General features: G+C 62.8%; 24 protein-coding genes. 4 read left to right on the top strand and 20 right to left on the bottom strand.

The window, feature by feature from the left end; translation table 11 throughout:
• Positions 1–47 precede the first annotated feature (47 nt).
• The 3 genes from CLU92_RS06605 to CLU92_RS06595 form a co-directional block, all read right to left on the bottom strand.
• Positions 48–599 (bottom strand): DUF4142 domain-containing protein, encoded by a 552-nt coding sequence (locus CLU92_RS06605; protein WP_101481247.1) that lies wholly within the window; start codon positions 597–599, stop codon positions 48–50.
• 99 nt (positions 600–698) lie between these two features.
• Positions 699–1,349: an SMI1/KNR4 family protein gene (locus tag CLU92_RS06600; protein WP_101481246.1), complete on the bottom strand. Its 651-nt coding sequence runs from the start codon at positions 1,347–1,349 to the stop codon at positions 699–701.
• 3 nt (positions 1,350–1,352) lie between these two features.
• Positions 1,353–1,745 carry a MerR family transcriptional regulator gene (locus tag CLU92_RS06595; RefSeq protein WP_101481245.1) on the bottom strand — a complete coding sequence of 131 codons (393 nt, stop codon included), beginning with the start codon at positions 1,743–1,745 and terminating at the stop codon, positions 1,353–1,355.
• 70 nt (positions 1,746–1,815) lie between these two features.
• On the opposite strand from CLU92_RS06595, the gene CLU92_RS06590 reads away from it, so the two are divergent.
• On the top strand, positions 1,816–2,610 hold the full coding sequence (locus CLU92_RS06590) for an SDR family oxidoreductase (protein WP_101481244.1): 795 nt from the start codon (positions 1,816–1,818) through the stop codon (positions 2,608–2,610).
• Positions 2,611–2,613: 3 nt separating this feature from the next.
• Here CLU92_RS06590 and CLU92_RS06585 read toward each other — a convergent pair whose 3' ends face one another.
• The 3 genes from CLU92_RS06585 to CLU92_RS06575 all read right to left on the bottom strand — a co-directional run bounded on the left by CLU92_RS06585 (position 2,614) and on the right by CLU92_RS06575 (position 7,115).
• A complete protein-coding gene (locus tag CLU92_RS06585; protein WP_101481243.1) occupies positions 2,614–3,915 on the bottom strand; it encodes an NRAMP family divalent metal transporter in 1,302 nt (433 codons plus the stop codon).
• Positions 3,916–3,995: 80 nt separating this feature from the next.
• Positions 3,996–6,014 (bottom strand): c-type cytochrome, encoded by a 2,019-nt coding sequence (locus CLU92_RS06580; protein ID WP_101481242.1) that lies wholly within the window; start codon positions 6,012–6,014, stop codon positions 3,996–3,998.
• 177 nt (positions 6,015–6,191) lie between these two features.
• A complete protein-coding gene (locus tag CLU92_RS06575) occupies positions 6,192–7,115 on the bottom strand; it encodes a LysR family transcriptional regulator (protein ID WP_101481241.1) in 924 nt (307 codons plus the stop codon).
• 101 nt (positions 7,116–7,216) lie between these two features.
• On the opposite strand from CLU92_RS06575, the gene CLU92_RS06570 reads away from it, so the two are divergent.
• On the top strand, positions 7,217–8,656 hold the full coding sequence (locus CLU92_RS06570; RefSeq protein WP_101481240.1) for an amidase: 1,440 nt from the start codon (positions 7,217–7,219) through the stop codon (positions 8,654–8,656).
• Positions 8,657–8,769: 113 nt separating this feature from the next.
• Here CLU92_RS06570 and CLU92_RS06565 read toward each other — a convergent pair whose 3' ends face one another.
• The 6 genes from CLU92_RS06565 to CLU92_RS06535 form a co-directional block, all read right to left on the bottom strand.
• The gene (locus CLU92_RS06565; RefSeq protein WP_101481239.1) at positions 8,770–9,198 is read right to left on the bottom strand and encodes a DUF2061 domain-containing protein; all 429 of its coding nucleotides are present in this window, start codon (positions 9,196–9,198) and stop codon (positions 8,770–8,772) included.
• A 150-nt stretch (positions 9,199–9,348) separates the two neighbouring features.
• Positions 9,349–10,080 (bottom strand): DUF4386 family protein, encoded by a 732-nt coding sequence (locus CLU92_RS06560; RefSeq protein WP_101481238.1) that lies wholly within the window; start codon positions 10,078–10,080, stop codon positions 9,349–9,351.
• A gap of 166 nt (positions 10,081–10,246) precedes the next feature.
• The gene (locus CLU92_RS06555; protein ID WP_306821360.1) at positions 10,247–11,032 is read right to left on the bottom strand and encodes a LytTR family DNA-binding domain-containing protein; all 786 of its coding nucleotides are present in this window, start codon (positions 11,030–11,032) and stop codon (positions 10,247–10,249) included.
• Positions 11,029–12,084: a sensor histidine kinase gene (locus CLU92_RS06550; protein WP_101481236.1), complete on the bottom strand. Its 1,056-nt coding sequence runs from the start codon at positions 12,082–12,084 to the stop codon at positions 11,029–11,031. The genes CLU92_RS06555 and CLU92_RS06550 overlap by 4 nt, the downstream gene beginning before the upstream one ends.
• Before the next feature lie 638 nt (positions 12,085–12,722).
• Positions 12,723–14,087 (bottom strand): chitinase, encoded by a 1,365-nt coding sequence (locus CLU92_RS06540; RefSeq protein ID WP_257560999.1) that lies wholly within the window; start codon positions 14,085–14,087, stop codon positions 12,723–12,725.
• A 271-nt stretch (positions 14,088–14,358) separates the two neighbouring features.
• Positions 14,359–15,921, bottom strand: a complete 1,563-nt coding sequence (locus tag CLU92_RS06535; protein ID WP_143452552.1) for a M28 family metallopeptidase — start codon at positions 15,919–15,921, stop codon at positions 14,359–14,361.
• Between the two features lie 227 nt (positions 15,922–16,148).
• Between CLU92_RS06535 and CLU92_RS06530 the strand changes: the two genes are divergently transcribed.
• Entirely contained in the window at positions 16,149–16,358 is a 210-nt protein-coding gene (locus tag CLU92_RS06530) for a hypothetical protein (protein ID WP_208327723.1), read from the top strand.
• 299 nt (positions 16,359–16,657) lie between these two features.
• On the opposite strand, the gene CLU92_RS06525 is transcribed toward CLU92_RS06530, so the two are convergent.
• The 4 genes from CLU92_RS06525 to CLU92_RS06510 all read right to left on the bottom strand — a co-directional run bounded on the left by CLU92_RS06525 (position 16,658) and on the right by CLU92_RS06510 (position 18,370).
• Positions 16,658–17,098 carry an SUKH-3 domain-containing protein gene (locus CLU92_RS06525; RefSeq protein ID WP_101481235.1) on the bottom strand — a complete coding sequence of 147 codons (441 nt, stop codon included), beginning with the start codon at positions 17,096–17,098 and terminating at the stop codon, positions 16,658–16,660.
• An 8-nt stretch (positions 17,099–17,106) separates the two neighbouring features.
• Entirely contained in the window at positions 17,107–17,496 is a 390-nt protein-coding gene (locus CLU92_RS06520) for a GNAT family N-acetyltransferase (protein ID WP_218973448.1), read from the bottom strand.
• Between the two features lie 161 nt (positions 17,497–17,657).
• Positions 17,658–18,140 (bottom strand): MepB family protein, encoded by a 483-nt coding sequence (locus CLU92_RS06515; protein ID WP_101481233.1) that lies wholly within the window; start codon positions 18,138–18,140, stop codon positions 17,658–17,660.
• Positions 18,137–18,370 (bottom strand): hypothetical protein, encoded by a 234-nt coding sequence (locus tag CLU92_RS06510; protein WP_101481232.1) that lies wholly within the window; start codon positions 18,368–18,370, stop codon positions 18,137–18,139. Before CLU92_RS06510 ends, CLU92_RS06515 begins: the two co-directional genes overlap by 4 nt.
• 135 nt (positions 18,371–18,505) lie before the next feature.
• On the opposite strand from CLU92_RS06510, the gene CLU92_RS06505 reads away from it, so the two are divergent.
• The gene (locus CLU92_RS06505; protein WP_101484534.1) at positions 18,506–18,868 is read left to right on the top strand and encodes a TfoX/Sxy family protein; all 363 of its coding nucleotides are present in this window, start codon (positions 18,506–18,508) and stop codon (positions 18,866–18,868) included.
• On the opposite strand, the gene CLU92_RS06500 is transcribed toward CLU92_RS06505, so the two are convergent.
• The 4 genes from CLU92_RS06500 to CLU92_RS06485 all read right to left on the bottom strand — a co-directional run bounded on the left by CLU92_RS06500 (position 18,857) and on the right by CLU92_RS06485 (position 23,761).
• A complete protein-coding gene (locus CLU92_RS06500) occupies positions 18,857–19,861 on the bottom strand; it encodes a 2-hydroxyacid dehydrogenase (protein ID WP_101481231.1) in 1,005 nt (334 codons plus the stop codon). The two genes, CLU92_RS06505 and CLU92_RS06500, sit on opposite strands and share 12 nt — an antisense overlap.
• 87 nt (positions 19,862–19,948) lie before the next feature.
• Entirely contained in the window at positions 19,949–21,142 is a 1,194-nt protein-coding gene (locus CLU92_RS06495) for a hypothetical protein (RefSeq protein WP_101481230.1), read from the bottom strand.
• Between the two features lie 2 nt (positions 21,143–21,144).
• On the bottom strand, positions 21,145–22,698 hold the full coding sequence (locus CLU92_RS06490) for an MBOAT family protein (protein ID WP_101481229.1): 1,554 nt from the start codon (positions 22,696–22,698) through the stop codon (positions 21,145–21,147).
• Entirely contained in the window at positions 22,688–23,761 is a 1,074-nt protein-coding gene (locus CLU92_RS06485; protein ID WP_257560998.1) for a glycosyltransferase, read from the bottom strand. The genes CLU92_RS06490 and CLU92_RS06485 overlap by 11 nt, the downstream gene beginning before the upstream one ends.
• Positions 23,762–23,764 lie beyond the last annotated feature (3 nt).

Raw genomic sequence — 23,764 nt, 5'->3', positions numbered from 1 at the left:
GCTTGCCGTACAGCACGTACAGCGCGCATCTCGCCCCGTATGGCTGCCTATTTCGCCAATGCTGCCTGCAAGGCATTCGCCATATCCAGGTGATGTTGCAACGCTGGCAAGGTTTTCGCGGCAAAAGCCTTGATGTCGGGATCGCCGGCTTTCTGGCTGGCATCCGTGAACAGCTTCACGGCCTCCTTGTGCGCGGCGACGCCGATGCTGGCCGCATATTCCTTGTCGAATTGCTGGCCTTCCAGTCGGCCCAGCTTGTCGATCTGTAGCTTGTGCTTCGCGCCGGGCTGGTCGCTGACCGCGATCTGCTTGCTGCTGGCCAGCTGTTTCAGTTCCTCCGCTACTTTCGCGTGGTCCGTCACCATGGCGTCGGCGAATTTTTTCACCTCGGGATTGCTGCTCTTGCTTTGCGCCACCTTGCTGGCGGCGATTTCCGTACTGCCCGCGTCGGCAGCCTTGCTGAGGAATTGCTTGTCGTACGCGCCCGGTGCGGCAGCGGCGATGCTGTTGATGGCGATGCCACTCAACAGCGCCACGGCGGCGCCGATGGCCACGCTTTTCAGGGAGGGGGTACGGGAACTGGTGATCGAGATGCGCATGGGATGCCTTTCAGGTATGGTTTTTTCTGCAAGCTGATGGCAATGTTAAGCCCCCAGCCTGCGCACACCCATAGGACAGTCGCGGCCATGCCCGTAGGACTAGTCCTGTTCGTTAGCGCACAGTTCAACTTGTTTCAGAGCAAACAAGGCGGCGATGCCGGCATCGCGGCGCCAGGCGGGCATGCCGATATCGAGCCACTCCCTCATCGCGTCCAGATGGGACGGCTCAGAGACGCTGTGTTCAAGTTCGTCGAGCACCGTGTCGCGGTCGATGTACAGGCTGTCCAGCCAGGCATCGAAGGAGGGCGCCAGTTCGATGAAACCGTGGGCGCGCTTGCCCGTCCACTCGGGCAACTCTTGCACATAGGCCAGCACGCGTCCGCCGCCTTCTTGCGTCAAATCCAGGTAAACCATGGAATTGCCGCCATCGCGGGCAAAGGGCAGGATGCGCACCGGCATGTCCGTATGCTGGCGCGCGGCGCGGATTTCGCCCACCAGCGTTTCATCGCAGAAATCACCTTCGTCGGCGCTGAAGAAGGTGTTGAACCCCATTCTTTCCACGCCACCACTGCCGTCCGGCACATCCGTGGTGTAATCGAAGTATGCGCCGTTGGCCACTTGCAGGAAAGCCAGGAAGGCGGGCGGCAGCGGGGCTTCCAGCAAGGTTTCGATGGCGGCAATCTGCTGCGCCGTGGGAGCAGGCTTGGCGCCCTCGAGCGCCAGGTGGCGGTATTGCGTGTAATAAGTCATTGATTATCCTTGTAAATTTCTTGCGATCGCCACACCGTCCTCACAGCCCGTCTCTACCTTTGCCAGCGCATCGACGAGACCGGCGCGCAGCAGGGCCATCGAACGGGCCTTTTCGTCGATCTGGGCGATTTTCGTTTCCAGCATGACCCGCTTGGTCGCCGCATCGAGGTCATTTTCCTGCCATACGGCGATGACTTCGGCGATTTCCTTCAAGGTAAAGCCCAGCGCCTTGGCGTGGCCGATCAACTCGATGCGCCGCAAGGCTTGCGCCGAGTACTCTTTATAGTTGTTCGTCATGCCCGGCTGCGGCGCTTCATCCAGCAGTCCCTGGCGCTCGTAGAAGCGCACCGTATCCTTGCTGACGCCCGTCAGGCGGGTGATTTCTCCGATGCGCATCGATTCCCCTTGACCGTGGACTAAAGACCACAGTTTACAGTGAAAACTCCATTCACTCCACACCGCTGCCATGACCGCTTTCAATTACACCAATCAAACCGTGCTGATCACAGGTGCCTCGTCCGGCATCGGCCGTGTCTTTGCGGAAACCCTGGCCGCACGCGGCGCGCATTTGCTGCTGCTGGCCCGCTCGGGCGCCGTGCTCGATGCGCTGGCCGCCAATCTTTCCCGGCGGCACGGCATCCGCGCGCATGCACTGGTGGCCGACCTGAGCCTGCCCGGCGCGGCCGCCCACGCCCATGCGCAAGCGTGCGCGCTTGGCATGCCGCCCGACGTGCTGATCAATAACGCGGGTTTTGCCACCCATGGCCGCTTCGAAAGCATCGATCTGGCGCGCCAGGCGGCCGAAGTGACCGTCAATTGCACGGCCCTCATGGAACTCACGCACTGCGCCTTGCCGCACATGCTGGCGCAAGGGCGGGGCGCCATCATCAACGTGGCGTCCACGGCCGCTCTCCAGCCCGATCCCTACATGGCGATTTACGGTGCCAGCAAAGCCTTCGTGCTGTCGTTTTCGGAAGCGCTGTGGGCGGAAAACCGCAGCCGCGGCGTGCGCGTTCTGGCCCTGTGCCCGGGCGCCACGGAAACGGCGTTCTTCGACGTGGTGGCCGCGCCCGAGGCTGCCGTGGGCAAGCGCATGGCGCCGCAAGACGTCGTCGATGAAGCGCTGCGCGCGCTGGACCGGGGCCGCAGCAGCCACGTGGCGGGCCGTCCCAACCGGCTGCTGGCCTGGTTGCCGCGATTGCTGCCCCGCCAGACCGTGCTGGGCATCGTGGAAGGCATGCTCAAGCCGAGGGCGGCGTAGGCTTCAGAACGCCATGGTGGCGAACATGGCCAGCACGGCTGTCGCCATGACGATGGTCGACAGCCAGCCCAGCGCCCGCAGGCGTCGCGAAATGGTCAGCGTGCCCATGATGGCGGGGCGCGAAGCCATCACCATCATCAGGGCCATGATGGGCACGGAAATGACGCCATTGATGACGGCGCTCCAGTACAGGGCCTTGATGGGGTCGAGCGGCGAAAAGCACAGGGCGGCGCCGATCACGGTGGCCGTGACGATGATGCCGTAGAACTTCTTGGCGGCCTTGGGCGCCAGTTCCAGGCTGTTTTTCCAGTGAAAGGCGCCCGCCATGGCGTAGGCGGCCGAGCCGGCCAGCACGGGAATGGCCAGCAAGCCCGTGCCAATGATGCCCAGGCTGAACAGGGCGAAGGCGAACTCACCCGCGATGGGGCGCAGGGCGGAAGCGGCTTGCGCGGAGGTGTCGATGTGCGTGATGCCTTGCGCGCCCAGTGTCACGGCCGTGGTCAACATGATGAAGAACGCCACCAGGTTGGAAAAGCCCATGCCGATGGCCGTGTCCATCTTGATGCGCTGGAATTGCCGTGGCGCCCGCTCGGGCGTGCGGCGCAAGGCTTGTGCGCCAGAATCCGCCTGCAAGTCTTCCACTTCCTGCGAAGCTTGCCAGAAAAATAAGTAGGGGCTGATGGTGGTGCCGAACACGGCCACGATCATGGTCACCGAGGCGGCCGACCAGGCGAACTGAGGCCAGACGGTGCGCAGCGCCACCTCGCCCCATGGAATGTGCACGGTCAGCACGGTGGCCACATAGGCCAGCAAGCCCAGGGTCAGCCATTTCAGGATGCGCACGTACTTTTGATAGGGAATGAATACTTGCAGCAGCAGGGACAGCAGGCCGAAGCCCACGGCGTACAAATGGGTGGAACCGCCGATGATCAGGGTCAAGGCATCGCCCATGGCGGCCACGTCGGCGGCGATATTGATGACATTGGCCAGCAGCAGCAAGCCGACGATGGCGTACAACAAGGAACGGGGATAGTGGCGGCGGATATTCGTCGCCAGCCCATGGCCGCTGACGCGGCCGATCTTGGCGCTGATGACTTGAATGCCCAGCATCAGGGGAAACGTCAGGCACACGGTCCACAGCATGCCGAAGCCGAACTGGGCGCCCGCCTGCGAATACGTGGCGATGCCGCTGGGGTCGTCGTCGGCCGCGCCCGTGATCAGGCCCGGCCCCAGCTTGCCCAGCCAGGTGTCGGAAGGGGCGGCCGGCTGGAGGACGGCATCCTCGCGGCCGCTATCGATCTGCATGCGTCACTCCTGTGTGGTGGAGCCAGCAGCGTATCACAGGCGGGCGGCGCCAAGAAGGGTGCCGCCACAGGTGACGCGATTCAGTAGCGCGCATCCTTGGGCTTGCCGCCCTTCGGCCAATCCTTGACTTTGTCGGGGAAGTCCGGGCGCGGCATGTGCGTAAAATATTCGGCCACGTCGACGGCATCCTGGTCGGACAGGTTGCCCTGGCCCAGCGGGAATTTCTGACCGTGGCCCATCACCATGTTCGCCTTGACGAAGCCGGCCGCCGTGTAAGTGCGGGCCATGCCGGCGCCGATATTGAACGAACGCTCGCCCCACAGCGGCGGGAATGCCACCACGCCGTTGGCGCCCTTGATGCCCTCGCCATTCGCGCCATGGCAGACGGCGCATTGCTCGGCATACACTTTTTTGCCATGCACGGCATTGGGCAGCAGATTGCGGGCTATCTTCGCCACGCCCCGTCCCGGTACCTTGTCGTTCGCTTGCGTGGCGCCCTTCATCCAGTCGATGTAGGCGACCATCGCCTGCAGGTCGGGGCCGTCCACGGGCAGCGGCTTGCCGTGCATGGAGCGGCGGAAGCAGCCATTGATGCGCTCGCTCAGGCTGATGACCTTGCCGGCACGCGGTGCTTCCGACGGGAAGAAGGCGGCAATGCCGAGGAAGGGCGAACCGTCGGCCACGGTGCCGCCATTCAGGTGGCAACTGCTGCAATTGAGGTCGTTGCCCACGTTTTGGGGCAGGCGCGCGCGCGTTTCCGTCATCAGCTGCATGCCGTGGATCAGCTGGCTGGCATTCGGATCGGCCGTCAGGGCGGCGAAGCGGGGCGTGACGAAGCCGCCCGCGTCCGGCGCCTTGAGCTTGAGCTCCTTGCGCACCCTGGCGATCTGCGCGGGCGTGACGGGGGCGCCATGGTTACCCCACTTGCCGCGCACAAAGGTGAGGATTTCCGCCAGTTCCGTGTCCGACAGGCGGTCATATGAAGGCATGCCGAAGGAACGGGGCGAGTGCTGAGTGACGGCCGACTGCCAGCCCGTCAGCGCGATATGGATGACGGAAGTGGCGTCCTTCGACTGCACCGTGTCATTTTGCGCTAGCGGCGGGAAGATGTTTTCTACGCCACGGCCGTCGCGGCGGTGGCAGGTAGCGCAAAACTGCAGGTAGCCGAGGCCGCCGCGCGTGTTGTACAGCGCATCGTTGCTGGCCGCCACCAGGGGCGCCGTTTTCTTCGGCGGCGCGCCAGTCGCGTCCTTGGCCGGCAAGCCGTGCAGGTAATGCGCCAGCGCATCGAGGTCGCCATCCGTAAAGTATTGCGTGCTGTGGGTGATGACTTCCGTCATGCTGCCGGCCGCCGTGCCGAAACTGTTGCGGCCCGTCTTGAGCAATTGCACGATGTCACCCGGCGTCCACAGATTGCGAAGGTTCACCGCATGCCAGCCGTCGAACGTGAAGCCGGCCAGGTATTGCTTGCCGCTGCTGCCATCCTGGCTCATGGTTTTTTCCTGGAAGGCCACGCCGCGCGGCGTGTGGCAGGAGCCGCAATGGCCGAGGCCCTGGGCGAGGTAGCTGCCCCGGTTCCACATGGCCGACTTGGCGCTGTCGGGCTTGAATGGCGCATCGTCGAGGAAGACGGCATTCCACAAGGACAAGCCCCAGCGCATGCTAAATGGCCATTTCATGTCCGTTTCGCGGTTTTGCTGCGCCACGGGCGCCACGCCCCGTTGCAGGTAGGCGTACAGCGCTTGCATGTCGTCCGGCGTGATCTTCGCGTAGGAAGGGTAGGGCATGGCCGGATAAAGCTTGTGCCCATCAGCCGCCACGCCCTTGCGCATGGCGCGGTCGAATTGCACGAAGGTGTACGTGCCCAGGCCTGTCTTGGCGTCGGGCGTGATATTTGTGCTGTAAATGGTGCCGAACGGCGTTTTCAGCTCCAGACCGCCGGCCATGGAGGCGCCGTTCGGGCTGGTGTGGCAAGCCACGCAGTCGCCCAGGCGGGCGACATATTCACCGCGCTTGATCAGTTTGGCAGAGGCGGCGGGCATGGCGGGCGCGGCCCAGGCGTTGGCGCAAACGGCCAGCATGCCCAAGAGTAGCAGCATTGTCGCCAGCCAGGTAGTTGTCGCAAAGATAGAGGCAAGAGAGCGGTGCGCACCGCGATGCAGGATGGAAATGGCGTTCATGGTGACCCTTTATTATTACGCGCAAGCTTACGCATTCGTCACCACGGCGAAAATTGGGAGTTTCTTTCGATCAACTAGGTAATCTTCCCTAGTGTTTCACACTAGAAAATCGTGTAAGGCAGGCTGCAAGCTGGCCATGATGCGCTCGCGCAGCCAGCGGTGCGCCGGATCCAGATGCATGCGCTCGTGCCAGACCATGGCCATCTCGTAGTCGGGCAAGGTGACGGGCGGCTCCCACGTGCGCAGCGCGTCCAGCGCATTCTTCAGCAGGCGCGACGGCAGCAGGGCCACCATGTCGGACGCCGCCAGCAGGGGCGGGACGATAAGGAAATGCGGCACGGACAGCACCACTTTGCGCGTGCGGCCCCGCTGCTGCAAGGCCGTATCGACGTTGCTGCGAAACCCGCCGCCGTTGGGCGAGACGACGATGAATTCCAGCGCGCAAAACTGATCGAGGTCGGGCGGTGCCTGCAGCAGCGGGTGATCGTGGCGGCCTGCCAGCACATAGTGCTCGGTAAACAGGCTGCGGTGCCGCAAGCCGGGCGGCGCTTCCTCCTGCGCCAAAAAGCCCAGGTCGACCTGGCCGCTTTCCAGGTCTTTCGCCATGCGCGCCGGCACGGCTTCGAACACGGCCATGCGCGACAAGGGCGCCTGCGCGCGCAGGGACGGCAGCAGGGGCAGCAAAATCGCGTATTCGGTGGCATCGGCCGCCGCCAGGTTCCAGCACACCTGGGCCGTGGCCGGCTCGAACGCCTGTCCTGGCTGCAAGACTTGCTCCAGCTGGGCCAACACGGCTTGCAGTGGTTCAAACAAGGCCAGCGCGCGCGCTGTGGGCAGCATGCCGCGCGGACCGGGCAAGAGCAAGGGATCGTCGAAAGCCTTGCGCAGCTTGCCCAGCTGGACGCTGACGGAAGGCTGGCTCAGGTGCAGCCGCGCGGCCGCCCGTGTGACGTTGCGTTCAATTAACAGCGCGTTCAGGGTCAGCAGCAGGTTCAAGTCCAGCTTGCGCAAATTGTTCATGGCTATACCTTGTATATCATCTATTCATTTCCACTATGATAGCGCAAGCCTTAGAGTAGTTTCTGTGATATCCACTCTTAATCTATTACAGGAACTAAGTGATGCAACTCCATGAATATACAAGCTTTGATGGTTTAGGACTGGCACAACTGCTGCGCACTGGCGCCGTCTCGGCCGCCGAATTGCACGACGCGGCCGTGCGCGCCTGCGCCGCAGTCAACCCGCGCCTCAACGCCGTGGTCGAGCTGTGGCCAGCTGATTTTTCCAAGATTGACCATGCGGCGCCGTTTGCCGGCGTGCCATTCCTGATCAAGGATGTGGCCGTGACAATGGCGGGCCAGCGCAGCGAAGCGGGCAGCCGCCTGGGGGCCGGCCATGTCGCGCCCGTCGATTCCCATCTGATGACGCAGTTCCGCCAGGCAGGACTGGTGACGTTCGGCCGCACCAGCACGCCTGAAATGGCCTTTGCCACCACCACGGAACCGGTCTTGTACGGCGCCACGCGCAACCCGTGGAACGTCAGCTTGAGCGCGGGCGGCTCCAGCGGCGGCGCAGCGGCAGCCGTGGCGGCCGGCATCGTGCCGCTGGCCCATGCGACGGACGCAGCCGGTTCCATCCGCGTTCCAGCCGCCTCCACGGGCCTGTTCGGCTTCAAACCGAGCCGGGGAAGAGTGTCGAACGGCCCTGCCATGGACGAGATTTTCAGCGGCCTGGGCGTGCAACTGGGCGTGAGCCGCACCGTGCGCGACAGCGCCGCCTTGCTCGATTGCACGCAGGCAGTACTACCCGGTGAACCCTATCTGACGAGTCCTCCCGGCCACAGCTGGCTGTCGCAGGTGAGTGTGGCGCCGGGCACCTTGCGCATCGGCGTGCAGCGCGCAGCCATCAATGGCGCCCGTCCCGCGCCCGCCATCGATGGCGCGCTGGACATTACCGTGCGCCTGCTGGAAAGCCTGGGCCACCACGTGGAAGAAGTAGCACCCGCGCTGGGCGTGTCGTGGGACGCGTTCGTGCACGCCAATGCCAGCATCTGGTGCGCCAATCTGGTGCCATGGATAGACAGCCTGGCGCGCGAGAGCGGCCGCGATGTGTCTCGCGATACCCTGGAGCCGGCGACCCTGGCCTGCTACCGCCATGGGCAGATGGTCTCGGCCGTCGATTTCGTCGCCGCCCTCGACGTGCGCAACACGGTCACGCGCCACGCAGGCGCCTTGTTTGAGCAATACGACGTCTTGCTTACGCCCACCATGCCGGATGTGCCTTGGCAGCTGGGGCGCTATGGCGAGGACGAGGAAAAACTCGATGGGTTGGGCTGGACGGCGCGCCTGTTCGAGCATTCACCGTACACCCCGCTGGCAAACGTGGCGGGCTTGCCGGCCATGTCCGTGCCGCTGGCCATGTCGGAGGAAGGCTTGCCGATAGGCATGCAATTCATGGTAGGCTACGCCAGGGATGGCGTCCTGCTGCGCCTGGCAGGGCAACTGGAACGGGCGGCGCCATGGGGCCAAAGGCGGCCACCCGTGTGGGCGGGCAAGGTGTAAGCATGCCTTGCAGAAAGCTGAAACCGGCCACCATAACGGCTTTGGCCAGCGACAAGAAGCCAGGGTCGGACCCGGCGGGTCCGACCCTAGTCCTTGTTCTTGGGTGAAAAGTATCAGGTGGGCATCGTAGCCAGCGGCGCCGCGCCCCGGCTTTCCAGGCGAAAGCGGACTTTTTCCCACAGCCGGTCGTGGAAGGGCAGCACAATCACATTGCAGATCGGCTCGACCACGGCCAGCAAGCCGCCGAACGCCATGGAACCCGTGGCCCAGTACATGACGCCGAAGGCCACGCCCATGTGCAAGGCCGTCTGGCTCAGCTTTTCGCCGACCAGGGCGGCAAAGCCCACGCGGCTGGCGGCATGGCGGCGGCGGATCGCGTGCCAGGCTTTTTCATGCCATGGCAGCAAGCCCACATTGATGATCGGTTCAATGATGGCGGCCAAGCCACCGAGCGCGAGCGACCCCGTCAGCAAATAGGCGAGGCTGAAGGCGATCGACATGTGCGTGCAGACCTGGCTGAATGTTTTGATGGCGGTGAACAAGGGATGCTCCTTTCTGGTGAATTCGCTTATCCTTGATTTAGATAGTAACGATTCTCATTTACAAAAGGAAGTAAAATATTTCAACCGAATCAATAGATACAGACTATTAATAGTCTTCATTTCATTGCGACCTCCGCGAGGACGACAGCATCAACGACCGGCAGGCCGCGGCGCCAGGCCCCGCAGCAAGAGCCACAGCCCGGTCAGCGGGTACACCAGGCCCAGCGGAATCAGCAAGGCGTGCATCACATCCAGGCCAAACAGTTCGCGCGCCACGGCGATCCACTGCAGCACGCCGGCCAGCATGCCAGCCAGGGCCAGCAGGCGCGGGATCGCCCGGGCGCGGTACAGCAGCAGATACATCAGGGTCACGCCGAGTCCGCCCAGCAGCTTGTCCGGAAAGTGCACGCCGTTACGCAGTCCCGCCAGCAAGGCGCGCACCGGCTCATAGACATTGCCGTCTGCGCCGGCGTTGAGGAAGGCGATACTCAGGCTGCGCATGGCCAGCACTAGCGTGCCTTCGAACAGGCTGGTTGCCAGCGCCGCCGCCACCAGCGCCACGTAGCAGCGGCTCAGGATGGGGTGCTGCTCGCCATACAGGCCGCGCAGGGCTGCCGCGATAGCCAGACCAATCAAGGCCGTGAGCAAACCGAGCATGACGATCAGCCCCACCTGTAGCGGCATGCCGGCCGCCCGCAAGAGGAAACCCGGCGCGGCAAATACTTGTTCCTGCAGCCAGAAATTCGACCAGATGCCCAGGCCGAAAATAAGTAGCAAGCCCAGTCCCAGCCACCGCCCCAACGGGATGGCGGCGCCTCGCTGCAGGGGCAAGGCGAACAGGGGAGGGGCTTGCCGCGTGGCGGAGGAGTTGGTTTGGTTCATCGATACACCTTTGTCGGAGTGGGATCAAGCCTGCCGAGGCAGGACCAGCGAGCGCAGTGTCGGCATACGGACGCGCCGCGGCAAGGCCGATCCGACGCGTCACGCGCCCAAGGGGCCGAATTGCGCCTATGCACGATGAGTGACGCGGCCCTGCCGCGCCCGGGGACTATTCCGCCTTGAACAGGTGGAGGAAGGTGCGGCTGACCGGCAGCACTTCCGGCCGGTGCTTCAAGGTCACTTCGGCCGTCTCGTGAGCGCCGCGCACGACTTGGCGGATGGCATGCAGATTGACCACCACGGCCCGGTGGATTTGCTGGAACTGCGCTGGATCGAGCTGCACCAGCAATTCCTTGAGGGAATGACGCAGCAGCGCTTCGGCGGGCTTGCCGCCGTCTCGCCAGGCAACCAGCGTGTACTTATCGTCGGACTTCAGGTAATCGACATCATCGACCGGTATCAGCCGCACGGCCGGGCCCACGCTTGCGCGCAGCCAGCGCAGCGCAGCTGGTGCAGGCACCGGCGCGGGGGCGGCCTGCAGGTACGCCGCCAGTTGCCGCAACAGCGACTCGCTGGCGGCGCCGGGCTGGATGGCCGCCAGGCGCTCGCGCAAGCGCGTCACGGTAGCGGCCAGGCGGGCCAGCTGCACCGGCTTGACCAGATAGTCGAGCACACCCTGCTCGAAGGCGCGCAGCGCATACTGGTCGTAGGCGGTGACAAAGACCAGGTGGGCGCGGTGGCCGATCTGGCTTGCCACGTCGACGCCGGACAGGCCCGGCATGTGCACATCGAGGAAGCAGACCGCCGGCCGGTGCCGTTCGAACAGCGCGAGCGCCTCCGGTCCGTTGCGCGCTTCGGCCACGACCAGCAGCTCCGGCCAGCACTCGGCCAGCTGGCGCCGCAGGCTGGCGCGCAGCAAGGGTTCATCGTCGGCAATCAGGGCGGTCAATGTCATGGCCATGCGGGGCATTCAATGGAAACACGGAATCCGTGGGGAGCCAGTTCGCTGATGCGCAAGGCCGCATCGCCGCCAAACATCAGCGCCAGGCGCTCGCGCAGGCTGCCAAGTCCCGTGCCGAGGCCGGGGCTGCCCGCTTGCAGGCCCGCTCCGGTATCGCTGACCTCGATATGGCAACGGCCATTCACCTCGCCGATGCGTACATCGATACGCCCCCCATTCATGCAGGGATCGATGCCATGGCGCACCGCATTCTCGACTAGCGTCATCAGGGTCATGGGCGGACACTGCAGTCTCTCGCAGCCAGGCGCAACGGCTATGCCGAACTGCAGGCGGTCAGGCATGCGCATCTGCATCAGTACCAGGTAGGCGCGCACCATCTCCAGTTCCTGTTCCAGGCGGGTTGCCGCTTCGCTCAGGCGCGGCACGGCGGCCCGCAGATACGTGACCAGGTGCGCCAGGACTGGCGCCGCATGGCTGGATCCCGCATCAAGCAGGGCTTGCAGGCTGGCCAGCGTATTGAACAGGAAATGTGGCTGGACCTGAGCCTGCAGCAGCCACACGCGCGCATCGCGGGCCTGGCGTTCCAGCTCGCCGCGCCTGCGCTCGGCTTCGCGCACGCGGGCGTCGCGCTGGCGCAGCAGGGCGGCCATCGCCGTCCATGGGCCAAGCAACAGTCCCAGGAAAGCGAGCGCGACATAACTCTGCAAGCGCTCCGGCACTTGCCAGAACGGCGGCGCACCGGGCTTGGTATTGAACAGATACAAGCTGGCCAGGGTCAGCACGATCGCCAGCGCCACGCCCACCACCTGCAACACCCAGTGGGACAGCCTGCCGGGCAAGCGGCGCGGCCAGCGCTCGAACAGGCCATACGCCAGCAGCGCCGCCAGCGCCGGCAGGAAGACCGCCATGGCCAGATACCATAGCGGATCTTCCCAGGACAGGGAAAACAGGGAGAATTCGAATAGCGCAGCCAGCCCGGCCACGCACAAGCGTCGCGCGGACAGGCAGATTCGCAGGCCATCAATGGCGGAGCGCAGTGTAAACATGAATGTGACGGCCCCAGGAATTGCCATAAAAGCAGCAGAATAGGGCAAAGCCGCGCGGCCCGCAATAGCGGCGGGCGTGAAGCACGGTGTCCGGGGCGCAGGTGACGCCCTGCGCCGGCCCGCAGAAGTGATCGTTGACCAAACAGGATTAAATATGCAAATATTGATTATGGGTGAAGTAATAATGGTATCCGGTGGAGATCGCGGTAATGCAACTTCGGGCGATGCCCTGAATGGTGATATTGCTGAGGGGAGCTGATTATGCTTGGTGGTGGTATTAGTTACTTCGCTTAATCGTATGGCGGCCTGATAGGATTAACACGGTTTTTTAGTAATTTTTATATATAAATTTGCAATTACATTTAAATAGGAATGCACGGATCGCTTACCATTCCAAGACTTTTGCGGCTGTGGCGCGATTTATTGTCATTTTTTCCCAGTTGCGTCTGTTAAAAAAATTCAGTGCTCCCAGTACCAGTTCTCATGGATAAAATCCTGTTCGGCCTGTTCTTGCAAGGGGGCCTGAGCTGATGCTCGCCGCCTCCGTCCACGAACGCGGCGAGCGCCAGTTCCTGTTCGAACACCTGGAACGACTTTCCCTGGACGACCTGCTGCTGCTCGACCGTGGCTAATGCAGCTTACGGCAAGGTCTTCAGCACAGTCTTCGTCGGCACGGAGAAGTTATAGCCATCGTGGCGGTCCCAGTTGATCGACCACGTCATCACGCCGCGGAAGTCCGGATACGCCTGCAGCGGCTTGATGGTGCCGCAGTTGAGCAGGCGCGTCAGGCAATTGAGGGCATTGCTGACGTCCGCGTTGGTGGTAAATCCCGAGCCGGCCGAGCTGCGTCCCGATGGCACGCCGAAGCCCACCTGGTCAGGACGCAGGCCAGCGAAGGTGTTGCCGCCATAGTTGAATCCTTCGATCAGCATACGCGCCGTGGCCACCAGTTGGTCGGCCGAGCCAGCCTTGATGGCGCCAGTCGCATACGGCGTGTAGATGTCGCCATTGTTGTAGTACTGCGGGTGCAGCACCGTCAACTCGGAACGCAAGGCGTTGATGATGGGAATGTAGGCGCCCCAGATGCTGCCATAGCTCGTGTATCCACCTTCCACATACACCCATTCCGGCGCCATCGACAGATAAAAGCTGCTGCCGACCTTGGTTTTCAGGTTTTTCACGGCAATTGGCAAATAGGTCTGAATGGCCGCGCCTTGCGCCACGCCGTTTTCCAGGTCCAGGTCGATGCCGTCGAAGCCATATTTCGTGATGATGGCGTACAGGCTGTTGGTGAAATTCGTCGCTTCGGCCGTGTTGCCGACGGAAACGGAGCCGTTCTGCCCGCCCAGCGACAGGATGACTTTCTTGCCCTTGGCACGCTTGGCCGCCACGTCGGCGATGAACTGCGCTTCCGTGCCCGCGCCCGGATCGATGGTCAGGCTGACATTGCCGCCGCCCGCATTGTCGCCAAACGAGACGACGATCACATCCCAGTCATCGCTGACCTGGCTGATCGGGTAGGTGGCGCCGCTGGGGTTGGTAAAGTTGTGCCAGTAGCCGATCAGCGCGTGTTTCGCCAGGCCGTTGGGGGAAGGCGTGGGTGTTGGAGTCGGGGTTGGTGTCGGAGTCGGAGTTGGAGTAGGCGTCGGCGTTGGTGTCGGAGTAGGCGTTGGTGTCGGGGTAGGAGTCGGCGTTGGAGTAGGGGTAGGAGTCGGCGTGCCGCAGTCTCCCACCGCCGTCCAGGGCTGGCCGCTACCGGCGCCGCCGCTGCTGGTCGACGGGTTATTGCCTTGCGTCCACCAATTGGCCGTGTAGTTCACGTTATTGTAGCTGGCCTTGCCGCCGCCGTTGTAGGCGGTGCCGCTGTTCCACGGCGTAAAGCAGGCGACTGCTTCCGTCGAGGCGGCCAGCAGCTGGCTCGCGCCCCCGCTGGACCCGTCGCCGCTGCCACCGCCGCAGGCGGCCAACGTCCCCCCGAAGAGGGTAAGGATGAGGGTATTCATGACTGTCCGGTTCATCGCATCTCCTTGTGTATTTTTTCATGGCCGGGCGGCTGGACACCGTCCGATTTTTCAGAGTGCAAGCACAGTAGCTGGTAGTCAACTGGTTTCGTCTTTTGCGCAATATCACAATACCAGTTGTGGCATTACCCCAGGAGATGGGCTATGCGGGCCATACCAGTGCCTGTTTTCCAGTGCGCTGGTATGGTGTCCGGAATGGTGCCGGGAGCAGGGCGGGGAAGGGAGGAGGACGCCAGGCAAGGTCTTGCGGAGGTTACGGCGCCGTTTCCTTGCGCAAATCGGCAGACGGCACGCGCGACAGGTCCAGCAGCATCTGCGTCAAGGCCACGGTCTGGCGCTGCATCAGTCGGTAATCCAGCTGGGTCGTGGTGTCGATGCCATGGTTGAGCAAATAATACGGTTGCGCCATGTAATGAAGCGTGGGAATGGGCAGCGCCACCTGGAAATACCGGCCTTCGCCAAGCCAGGCGGCGTGCTTCGGGCCGGGCTGGATCGACGGCAGCACGAACGCGGGTGCTGCGTTGGCCTGTTTCAGCATGGCGTAGGACGCATCCATCAAGGCGGGTGTGCGCGGCGAAAACAAGGCGGCCGGCTCGGACCTGCCAGTGGGATGCAAATAACCATTGCTGTCGGGCAGCACTTCCAGCGCGCCCAGGTGCTCGATGGCCAGTATCGCGGCCATGCGCTGCGTCAATCCATCGTCTTGGTGGCGCGTGAAAAACTGCTCGATACCCACGCCGCCCGCGAAATGGCCACTCGTCAACAGCAGCATGACGCTGCGCGGCAGGCTGTTCTGCGGCAAGCGCGTCAGGTACTGGGCCATGTCGACGATGGCGTTCGCCCCATTGTCATCCAGCCCGTTCGGGCCATCCGTGTGACTAGCCAGCACCATCAATTCCCCGGACTCGCCGGGGATGATGCCGACCAGGTTGCGCGTCTGCACCTGCCGCACGGTGGCAGCCATGGTCAGCCGCAAGACTGGGGCCGTGCCTGCCAGCACTCTTTCGCGCAGGCGCTTGCCCAGTTCGCGGTCAATAAACACGCCAGGCAACTGGCGCACTACGCCGTCGTGGGGCGCATACAAGCCATCCGCCATCTTGGACGGCGTATCGAGAGTGACGATCACGCCCGCCGCACCGGCCTCCTGCAAGCTGTCCAGCAAGGCGATGAATGGCCCCAGCATCTGGAACGGGCGCACATATGGCGTGTCCGGCCCCATGGCGTGGTCAGGATCGTGAATGTGGACGGCGGATTGCTGGAAAACCTGGCCTGTCCACGCCACTTTTGGCATCTCGACGAGCACCAACTTGCCCGCCAGACTGGCATCGGGCCGGGCCCCTGGCGCCAGATAGACGACGCGTCCCGTAATGCCGGACGCCGGCGTCACGCCCAAATACGGAATATAGCCAGCCGAGGGCAGCACGCCAGATCTGTCGTCGTAGACCACGTCCAGACCCCAGTTTTCCGCTTCCACAGACCATTGCCGGAAACTGAACGGCTCGTAGCGCAGCTGTTTGACACCGGCGCGCGTCAGGCGTTCATGCAGGGCGTCGATATACGCTTCATGCCGCGGCGATCCCGTGGCACGCAGGCGGCGCTCATCGAGGTCGACTTGCCAGTCGACCAGTTGCTTCCTGGGTAGAAACTGCGTGGCATCTACAGACACGGCAGCAGACGGCGGCAGGGCGCGTGCAGGCCAAGGGCCGGGCTTACTGGCACAGGCAGACAAAGCGGCCGCGATGGCCAGCGCGCCGGCAAGGGACAGACAGCGGCGGGACTGCGATAAAAGCACGGTACGTGGATGTGCCTGTGTCATGCGGGTCTCCTGATCATCGAAACTCAATGTTGAGACTTTTTATTCAAAATAGTCGGCAAGGGACTGATTTTATTGCCGATTTGATTGATATCGCAGGCAATGAAAGATGTGTCACGGGCGGCAATTTACCACGAGACAAGGCGATGGGCCGGCACGCTTCACGGGGCGATCTCTTTTTTATAAGCGCGCCGTGTTTCTTTCGTCAGAGAAAGCCTGTAACTTTCATCATGGCACCGTGCCATGATGAAAGTGGGAATGAAGACGAAGTCGACTACGAACTGACGACGCGCCACGCGCCATTCAAAGGTACCGTGGTATCGCGCAGGAGCGTGGCAGACCTGATCGCCAGCATCATCGACGCACCAGACTTGCACCGGCACGCCAACCTGGGCGTGAACAAACCGAACACGGACGGGGACAAGCCATATTTCACGTAGCTGGTTCAAGCGAAGGCGCACAGCAACGGTAGCTGCGCGCAGAGGGCTAAAATCGCATTTGCGATTGGGGAATTGGCAAAATGGGGCTTTTCTCAGATCTATGCATAACTTCGCATAATTTATATTATGTAAAATCACTGAAGGAGTGCAGAATCAAAGCATTACATTCGCCCCTGTTCCCGGATGGCCGTTTGCCTAGGCGCGCAATGGGTTTGGTCAGCAAACTCGGCGCCCACAGGAGGCGCTGCCCTACCCGCAGGCAAAGTCGGTCTTTTTAATCAGCGGTGAACGTTGCGATCTTAGAACTGGTACGCGTCTTTTGACATTGTGGAACCGTAGGAAAAGCCCCAAAGCAAACGACGCATCAGCTCTCCGAAATTCTGCGGCCCTTGGTATAGCTGACCGTCAGGATCGGTAAATACATAAAAGGTCCCATCAGTGCCGACAGACAAGATCATGTGGTCATGGTGGGCCGAGGCAAATGCGACAACCTCACCAATTTGTTCTGCCCAAGCTTGAAACAGACCGCAACGAAGACGTTCGTAGAAGCGCACGTCGCTCGATGCCATTTCTGTTCCTAAGCCACAGGTACCTACAGTCAACCCTCCGAACTCATCAACTATTTGATTGGCGATGGCATAGGCAGACGCTGGCGTCTTGCCTAGCGGGGCTTGGCTCTTCGGTCCCTTCCAGCCTGCTTCTCGAAAGACGGGCTCTATTAGCTTTGGTATTTCCAACATGGTCAGTTTCAGTGCTCGTCGCCTGCATAGATCCACATGGGCTCTGTTTTCCCAGCGCGAACGAAACCCACGGACTTGTAGAAGTCGATGGCCTTGCCGTCTGCTGTCAGCATTTGCTGGTGAAACCCCGCGTATTTTTCAAGCATGGCAGCCATCATCCTTCTGCCGACACCTAGTCCTTGCGACATCGGATCGACGAGCATATGCGGGAAATAGACAACCAGATATCCATCGGAAATGGCATTGCCGATGCCAATTAATTTTCCAGCTGCGCGGGCCGTAACCAGGCTGTGTGAATTGCGCAGCGCGGCCATCAATTCTTTTGGTTTTTCTGCAGACGACCAGTTATTGGCCTTGTAGATGTCAATAACTTCCTGCTCAGTGATCACGTCATTCATTGAAATTTGCATCGACACGACTTTCTTTTATTGGCGACGCTTACCTTCCCCATTGAAAGGATCAAGCGTTTCGATAACTTTAGCACTTGGTATGCGACATAATATTGATGAGCTGCCGAAAGAGGCGCGCACGACATCTTTTGGGGCAACGATCGAAAAAATCAAAATTCACCCTGAACCTGTCCGCTCCTGCATAGTTGCTCCAGCCCTTGCTGATCCCCGGCCGCTACAAAACACTCGACCTGCCAGCGCTGGGTGCGCTGGGCCTGGATGGATGCGGGCGCGCACCACGGCGGATAGACGCGCAGCGCGCGCTTGCCGCCGCTGCCCGCGCGCGACATCACGCCCCGTTCCAGGAGCACGGCGCGGGAAAAGACAAAGAAGCCGTGCTGCGCCCCGTCGCCCACGGCGATGATGACGACATCGACGGGGTCCGCGTCATCCAGCGGGGCGATCTCGGCATCGGGATGGGGGCGCTTCCAGACGGTGACGAACTGGCCGGTTTTCGTCGGCGTGGTTTTCGCCACGCGCAAGACCAGCCGCTTGCCGTGCAGCTCAGCGCGGCAGGCGCCGTAGTCCGCGCTTTCCGCTTCCGCCACTGGCGCTTGCCGCAAGCCCAGGAAAGCCCATGGACTGGCCTTCATTGCGCGCTGAACTCGGCTGCGGCCTTGGCCGCCCACAGCGCCTCGGCGTAGCTGGCGAACGGGCTGTCATAGCCGTCGACCGTGCCGTGTTCGTCGACAAAATACAGCCACCAGCCGTCGCCCTGCTCGCGGATGGCTGTCTGGCCCGGCGCGCAGTGGTCTGCCACGTCCTGGGTCGATGCGAGGGTGGCGATGGAAATGCCGCGGTGAGTGATCAGGTGGGGAGTCATGGAAAAATAAACAGTGCTCAATAAATAATGGCGATAGTGTAGCCGCGCCGGCCGCCCGCTGGCCAGGGCGCCGCCGAAAAAAGGCCGCTGGGCTAAATAGCTTGCGCTACACTGGCCGCTCAAATGGAGGACAACATGGCATCACAGCAAGGCACAGTGGATTTTTTGCTAGACCAGCTGGCGGGCGCAGGCAACATCAATGCGAAAAAAATGTTTGGCGAATATGGCCTGTATTGCGACGGCAAGATGTTCGCCATCGTCGCCGACGACCAGCTGTTCATCAAGCCGACGGACGCAGGCCGCGCCTGGATCAGCGCGCAAGGCACGCTGCAGGAAGCGCCGCCCTACCCGCAAGCCAAGCCATACTTTTTGATCGATGGCGGGCTATGGGACGAGCGCGACTGGCTGAGCCAGCTGGCGCGGCGCACGGCGGACGCCTTACCGCTGCCCAAACCCAAGCCGCCGCCCAAGCCCAGAAAACCTGCTTCAGCCAGCTAATACGCTGTTTTCGCAAACTTTGCCCTGCAGGAAGCATTGCAGGTTGTGATAGGTGATGGCGGCGATCTCGCGCAGCGCTTCGATCGTGAAGAAGCCCTGGTGGCCCGTCACCAGCACGTTCGGGAACGTCATAAGGCGCTGGAAGATGTCGTCGTCGATGATGTCGGACGAACGGTCCTGGAAGAACAGATTGCTCTCCTGCTCGTACACGTCGATGGCCAGGGAACCCAGTTGGCGCGATTTCAGCGCTTCGATGACGGCGCCCGTGTCGATCAGGCCGCCACGCGAGGTGTTCACCAGCATGGCGCCCTTCTTCATCAGCGGCAACGTTGCTTCGCTGATCATGTGGCGCGTGCTTTCCATCAAGGGGCAATGCAGGGAAACGATGTCGGATTCGGCCAGCAACTGCGGCAATTCCACCATTGTGCCCAGTTCTGCGAACGCGGGCGCCGGATACGGGTCGTGGCCCAGGACCTTACAGCCGAAACCCTTGAAAATGCGCGCCGTGGCCAGGCCGATCTTGCCCGTGCCGACGATACCCACTGTCTTGCCATGCAAGGTGGCACCCAGCAAGCCATCGAGCGAGAAATTGCCTTCGCGCACGCGGGCGTAGGCGCGGTGCGTGTGGCGGTTCAGGGTCTGCACCAGGGCCAGCGTGTATTCGGCCACGGCTTCCGGCGAATACGCGGGCACGCGGGCGACAAAAAAGCCCAGGCGCTTCGCCGCTTCCAGGTCGAGGTTGTTGTAGCCGGCGCAGCGCAGCAGGATGGCGCGCACGCCGTAGCCGTGCAGGGATTCCAGCACTTGCGCGTCGAGCACGTCGTTGACGAAGACGCAGACGGCGTCCACGCCTTGCGCCAGGACCACGGTTTCCTCGCTCAGCAAGGCACTGTGGAAGACCAGTTCGATGCCGGCAGAGTCGGGTTGGGACGGCAAGGCTTCGTCAAAGAAGCGGCGGTCGTAAGGTTGGCTGGCAAAGAAGGCGATTTTCATGGGGAGTCCTGGAACTTGCTAAATGGCAAAACATTATCATAACGCAAGCGCCCTGCCCCACGGCGTACGCCTGGCACCGGCTTCCGCCTATTTGGGCTCGCGGGGCAAGGTCAAGGCATGGCGCAGGTACGCTGTCTCGTCCGCATGTTGCGCATGGTAGCGCTCGCGCGCGGCGCGCATGGCCGCCTGGTGGGCGGCGATGCCGGTTTCCGTCAGCTCCACGCCAAAGTCCGCCGGCGGCTGTGGCGCGCCGCCGAACAGGCGCGCCAGGATGTAGCGGCCCACATTGTCGCGGTAGTGCGACGCTTCCCAGTAATAGCGCATCGCGCGCCCCCCCGTCACCTGCGGGATCGGCTCGCTGGTGATGCTGTTGAAACCTGAAAAATCGTACAGACGCACGTCACAGCCCTGGCGCCGATAGCGCCCGGCCATCCACGCCAGATCGCGCTGCCACTGCTGCATGGCGTCCCACTTGCCGCGCCAGTACAGGGCGTCGAGCGTGAGCGCATGCGTGGGATTGATGTACAGGCGCAAGCGCGTGCCGCCCCGGCACAGCTTGCCCACACTCGTATCGAAGGCTTGCAGCGCGGGCGCCGTCGGCCCCAGGCCGTCGCCGAATTCCTGCAGGCGCGGCGTGAACGCGCGCGCCGTGCCGGCCCAGCCGTGATTGCGGCTGGTGATGCAAGCCTGGTCGCGCTGGCCATGCAGGGCCAGGCTGGATAGGCAGGCGCCGTCGTAGCTGCCGCTGAGGATGCGCCAGGTGTCGCGCGTCATGTCCAGGCTCAGGCCGCGCTTGATGTTGAGCAAGGTGCGCCGCGCGAAAAACGCGGGTCCGCCCTCCGTCAGGCCCGGCTCCACCCCGGCCGAACCCAGTTCCAGGGAAAACGAGGGTGCGTCGATGCCCCAGACCATGGTGTCGACATGGCTGACCCTGGCCGCGTGCTCGGCCAGCAAGATGGCGTCGCCGATGGAGGCACCCGACACGGCGCTGTTGAAGACACTCTTGCCCTCGAATAAAGTACGCATGCTGCTCGTCGGCAAGCCCATTTCCGTGCGCGAATTGCCGATGTAGACGACGGCGGGCCGGTAGCGCGCCACGGCATACGTCTTGCCCCACACGGCCAGCTTTTCAGACGTGGGACGCAGGCGCTGCACCAGGGGCGTGTCCCACTGGTGCAGCAAGTAGGGATCGACACGGTAATTCACGGCGGAAACGAGGACCAGCGCGGCCAGCACGCAGGCAAGGAAGATGGCGAGGTAATGGCGGGCGTTGGTATCCATGCTCAGAACTGGAAGTAGAGAAATTCGGTGACCCGGTTCATGCCAAAGATGCAGGCGACGAACAACGCGGCACAACCCACGCTCCAGCGGCGCGTGGGCCGCCAACTGAAGGCCCAGCGTCCTGCGGGTTGAAATATTCTTTCAATGGCAGGCTCGTAGAGAAAGAAGATTTCTTGCGTATTGGGTGCCTTGAAAGCGAGCAGCATGGCGCACAGCAGCACGGGCAAGCCCGGTCCCGCCAGTTCGATCCAGCGGATGCCGTCGAAGGCCGGATGCAATCCCCACTGCGCCAGGCTGGCCGCGTGACTCACCAGGCCGCGCGGCAGGCTCACGCCGTTCGCCCCCACCAGGGCGCCCGCGATATCCCAGGCCGTGGCCACATCGGGCGCGCGGAAAAATATCCAGGCCAGCATCACGGCAAGAAAGGTCAGGATGGCCGGCCAGCAACGAGACCGGGCCGCGCCAAAGACCCGCTGCCATGCCTGCTGCAACACCAGGTACAGGCCGTGCAAGCCGCCCCAGATGACGAAGGTCCAGCCGGCGCCATGCCACAGGCCGCCCAGCAGCATGGTGAGCATCAGGTTGCGGTAGCGCATGGCGACACCACGCCGGCTGCCGCCCAGGGGAATGTACAGATAGTCGCGCAGGAAACGCGACAGTGTCATGTGCCAGCGGCGCCAGAAGTCGGCGATATTGGCCGCCTTGTACGGCGAGTTGAAGTTCAGCGGCAATTTCACGCCAAACAGGCGCGACAGGCCAATGGCCATGTCCGAATAGCCGGAAAAGTCGAAATACAGCTGGAAGGTGTAGGCCAGCACGCCGATCCACGCTTCGATCAGGGCGGGTGTGGCACCGGCCGCAAAGACAGGGATGGCCAGCGGCGACAGGTTGTCGGCGATCAGCACCTTTTTTGCCAGGCCGATGGTGAAAATCGACAGGCCGATGGCGAAATTGGCGGCGCGAGGATGGGCGTTGGCCGGGTCGGCAAACTGCGGCATCATGTCGCGGTGGTGCAGCACGGGGCCGGCGATCAAATGGGGGAAATAGCTGACGAACAGCACGTAATGAATGAAACGGTACTCGCGCACCTTGCCCCGGTAGCAATCGACGAGAAAGGCGATCTGCGTGAAAGTAAAGAACGAGATGCCGATCGGCAGGATGATGGCCAGGCCATGCCACGCCTGGCTGCCAGCGCCAGCACGAGCACCAGCAAGCTCGGCGATGGCGTTCACGCTATCGATGAAGAAATTTGCATATTTGTAGTACGCAAGCAAACCCAGGTTCAGCGCCAGCGCCGCCACCAGCACGCGCTTTCGGGCCGCGCCCGCGCTGGCCCCCAGCAGGCGCCCGGCACCATAATTGACGCAAATGGAGACCAGCAGCAGCGGCAGATAGCGCACGTCCCACCAGGCATAGAAGAACAGCGAGGCGAGCGCCAGCCACACGGCTGGCGCCAGGCGCCAACTGGCGCAGGACGCCCGGCGGTCCAGCAGAAAATAGCCGGCCAGCACGATGGGTAGATAAGCGAACAGGAAGGCGAAGGAATTAAACAGCATGTTGCCTCCTGGCAGGCAAGGACTGGACCTGGTAGTAACAATCGGCAATCTGGGCCGCCACCCTTTCCCACGTAAAACGTTCCACCAGCGCCCGCACGCGGCAGCGCTCGGGCGGCAGCTCCAGCAATTCGAGGATGGCCTGGCGCTGCGCGGGGCCATCGTTCCAGGCCACCTTGCGCAGCGCGAACGCAGAATCGGGCAGGTCCAGCGCGCTTTGCGCCGTCATGACAACGGGCGTGCCGGTCGCCAGCGCTTCGAGCACGCTCAAGGGAAACACTTCGCCCTGGCTGGGCAAGGCTGCCACGGCCGCCGCATGGTAGGCGCTGGCCAGCAGCGGGTCGGCGTGATCGAGCGCGCCCAGCCATCTGACATGCGGCAAAGCCAGCAACTGCTGCAGATACGCTTGCTGTTCGCGGGGCGCCGCGCCGATCAGCACCAGGGGCAAACCGGCCCCGACCAGCGCCTGGGCCAGCCCAAGCTGATTCTTGTACGGTGAAATGCTGGCCACCATTAACACGAATGGCCCGGCGATACCCGTTTCGCGCAGAAAAAAATCGCCATTCGCCGTGAAGAAATGCGGGTTGATCCCATTCGGCAAGACGCGAATGGCGTCGTCCTGCATGCCGAAACCTTGCACGATGGCGTCGCGCTCGGCCTCGCCCAGCGCGATCACCACGTCGGCCAGCTGCAAGGCGCGCCGCGTCTGTGCATAGCTCGTTTGCACCATCCATGCCGTCAGGCGCCCGGCCAACCGGTCGGCCAGCCGCGCGCGCCAGGCACTGGCACGGCTCCAGCCCGGCGACAGCAAGGGGGACAGCACCACGGGCACGCCTTGCTCGCTGGCCGTTTCCATGATGCGGTAAGTGCCATTGCTGGCTGAAAACACGTGCAGCACGTCGAAATCGGCCAGCCGCTGGTGGTTGGCGTCGACCAGTTGCACGTCCAGCGTGTGCGCCGCCCGCTGGGGCAGCTGGTTCAGTGCGGCAATGGTTTCACGTACCTGTATCTGCAAGCCGCCGTCGCGCTGGAACAGCATCGGGTAGGACAAGATACCAACACGCATGGT

It is taken from the genome of Janthinobacterium sp. 61 (assembly GCF_002846335.1).
Classification (GTDB): domain Bacteria; phylum Pseudomonadota; class Gammaproteobacteria; order Burkholderiales; family Burkholderiaceae_D; genus Janthinobacterium.
This window is presented reverse-complemented; position numbering and strand designations above follow the sequence as displayed.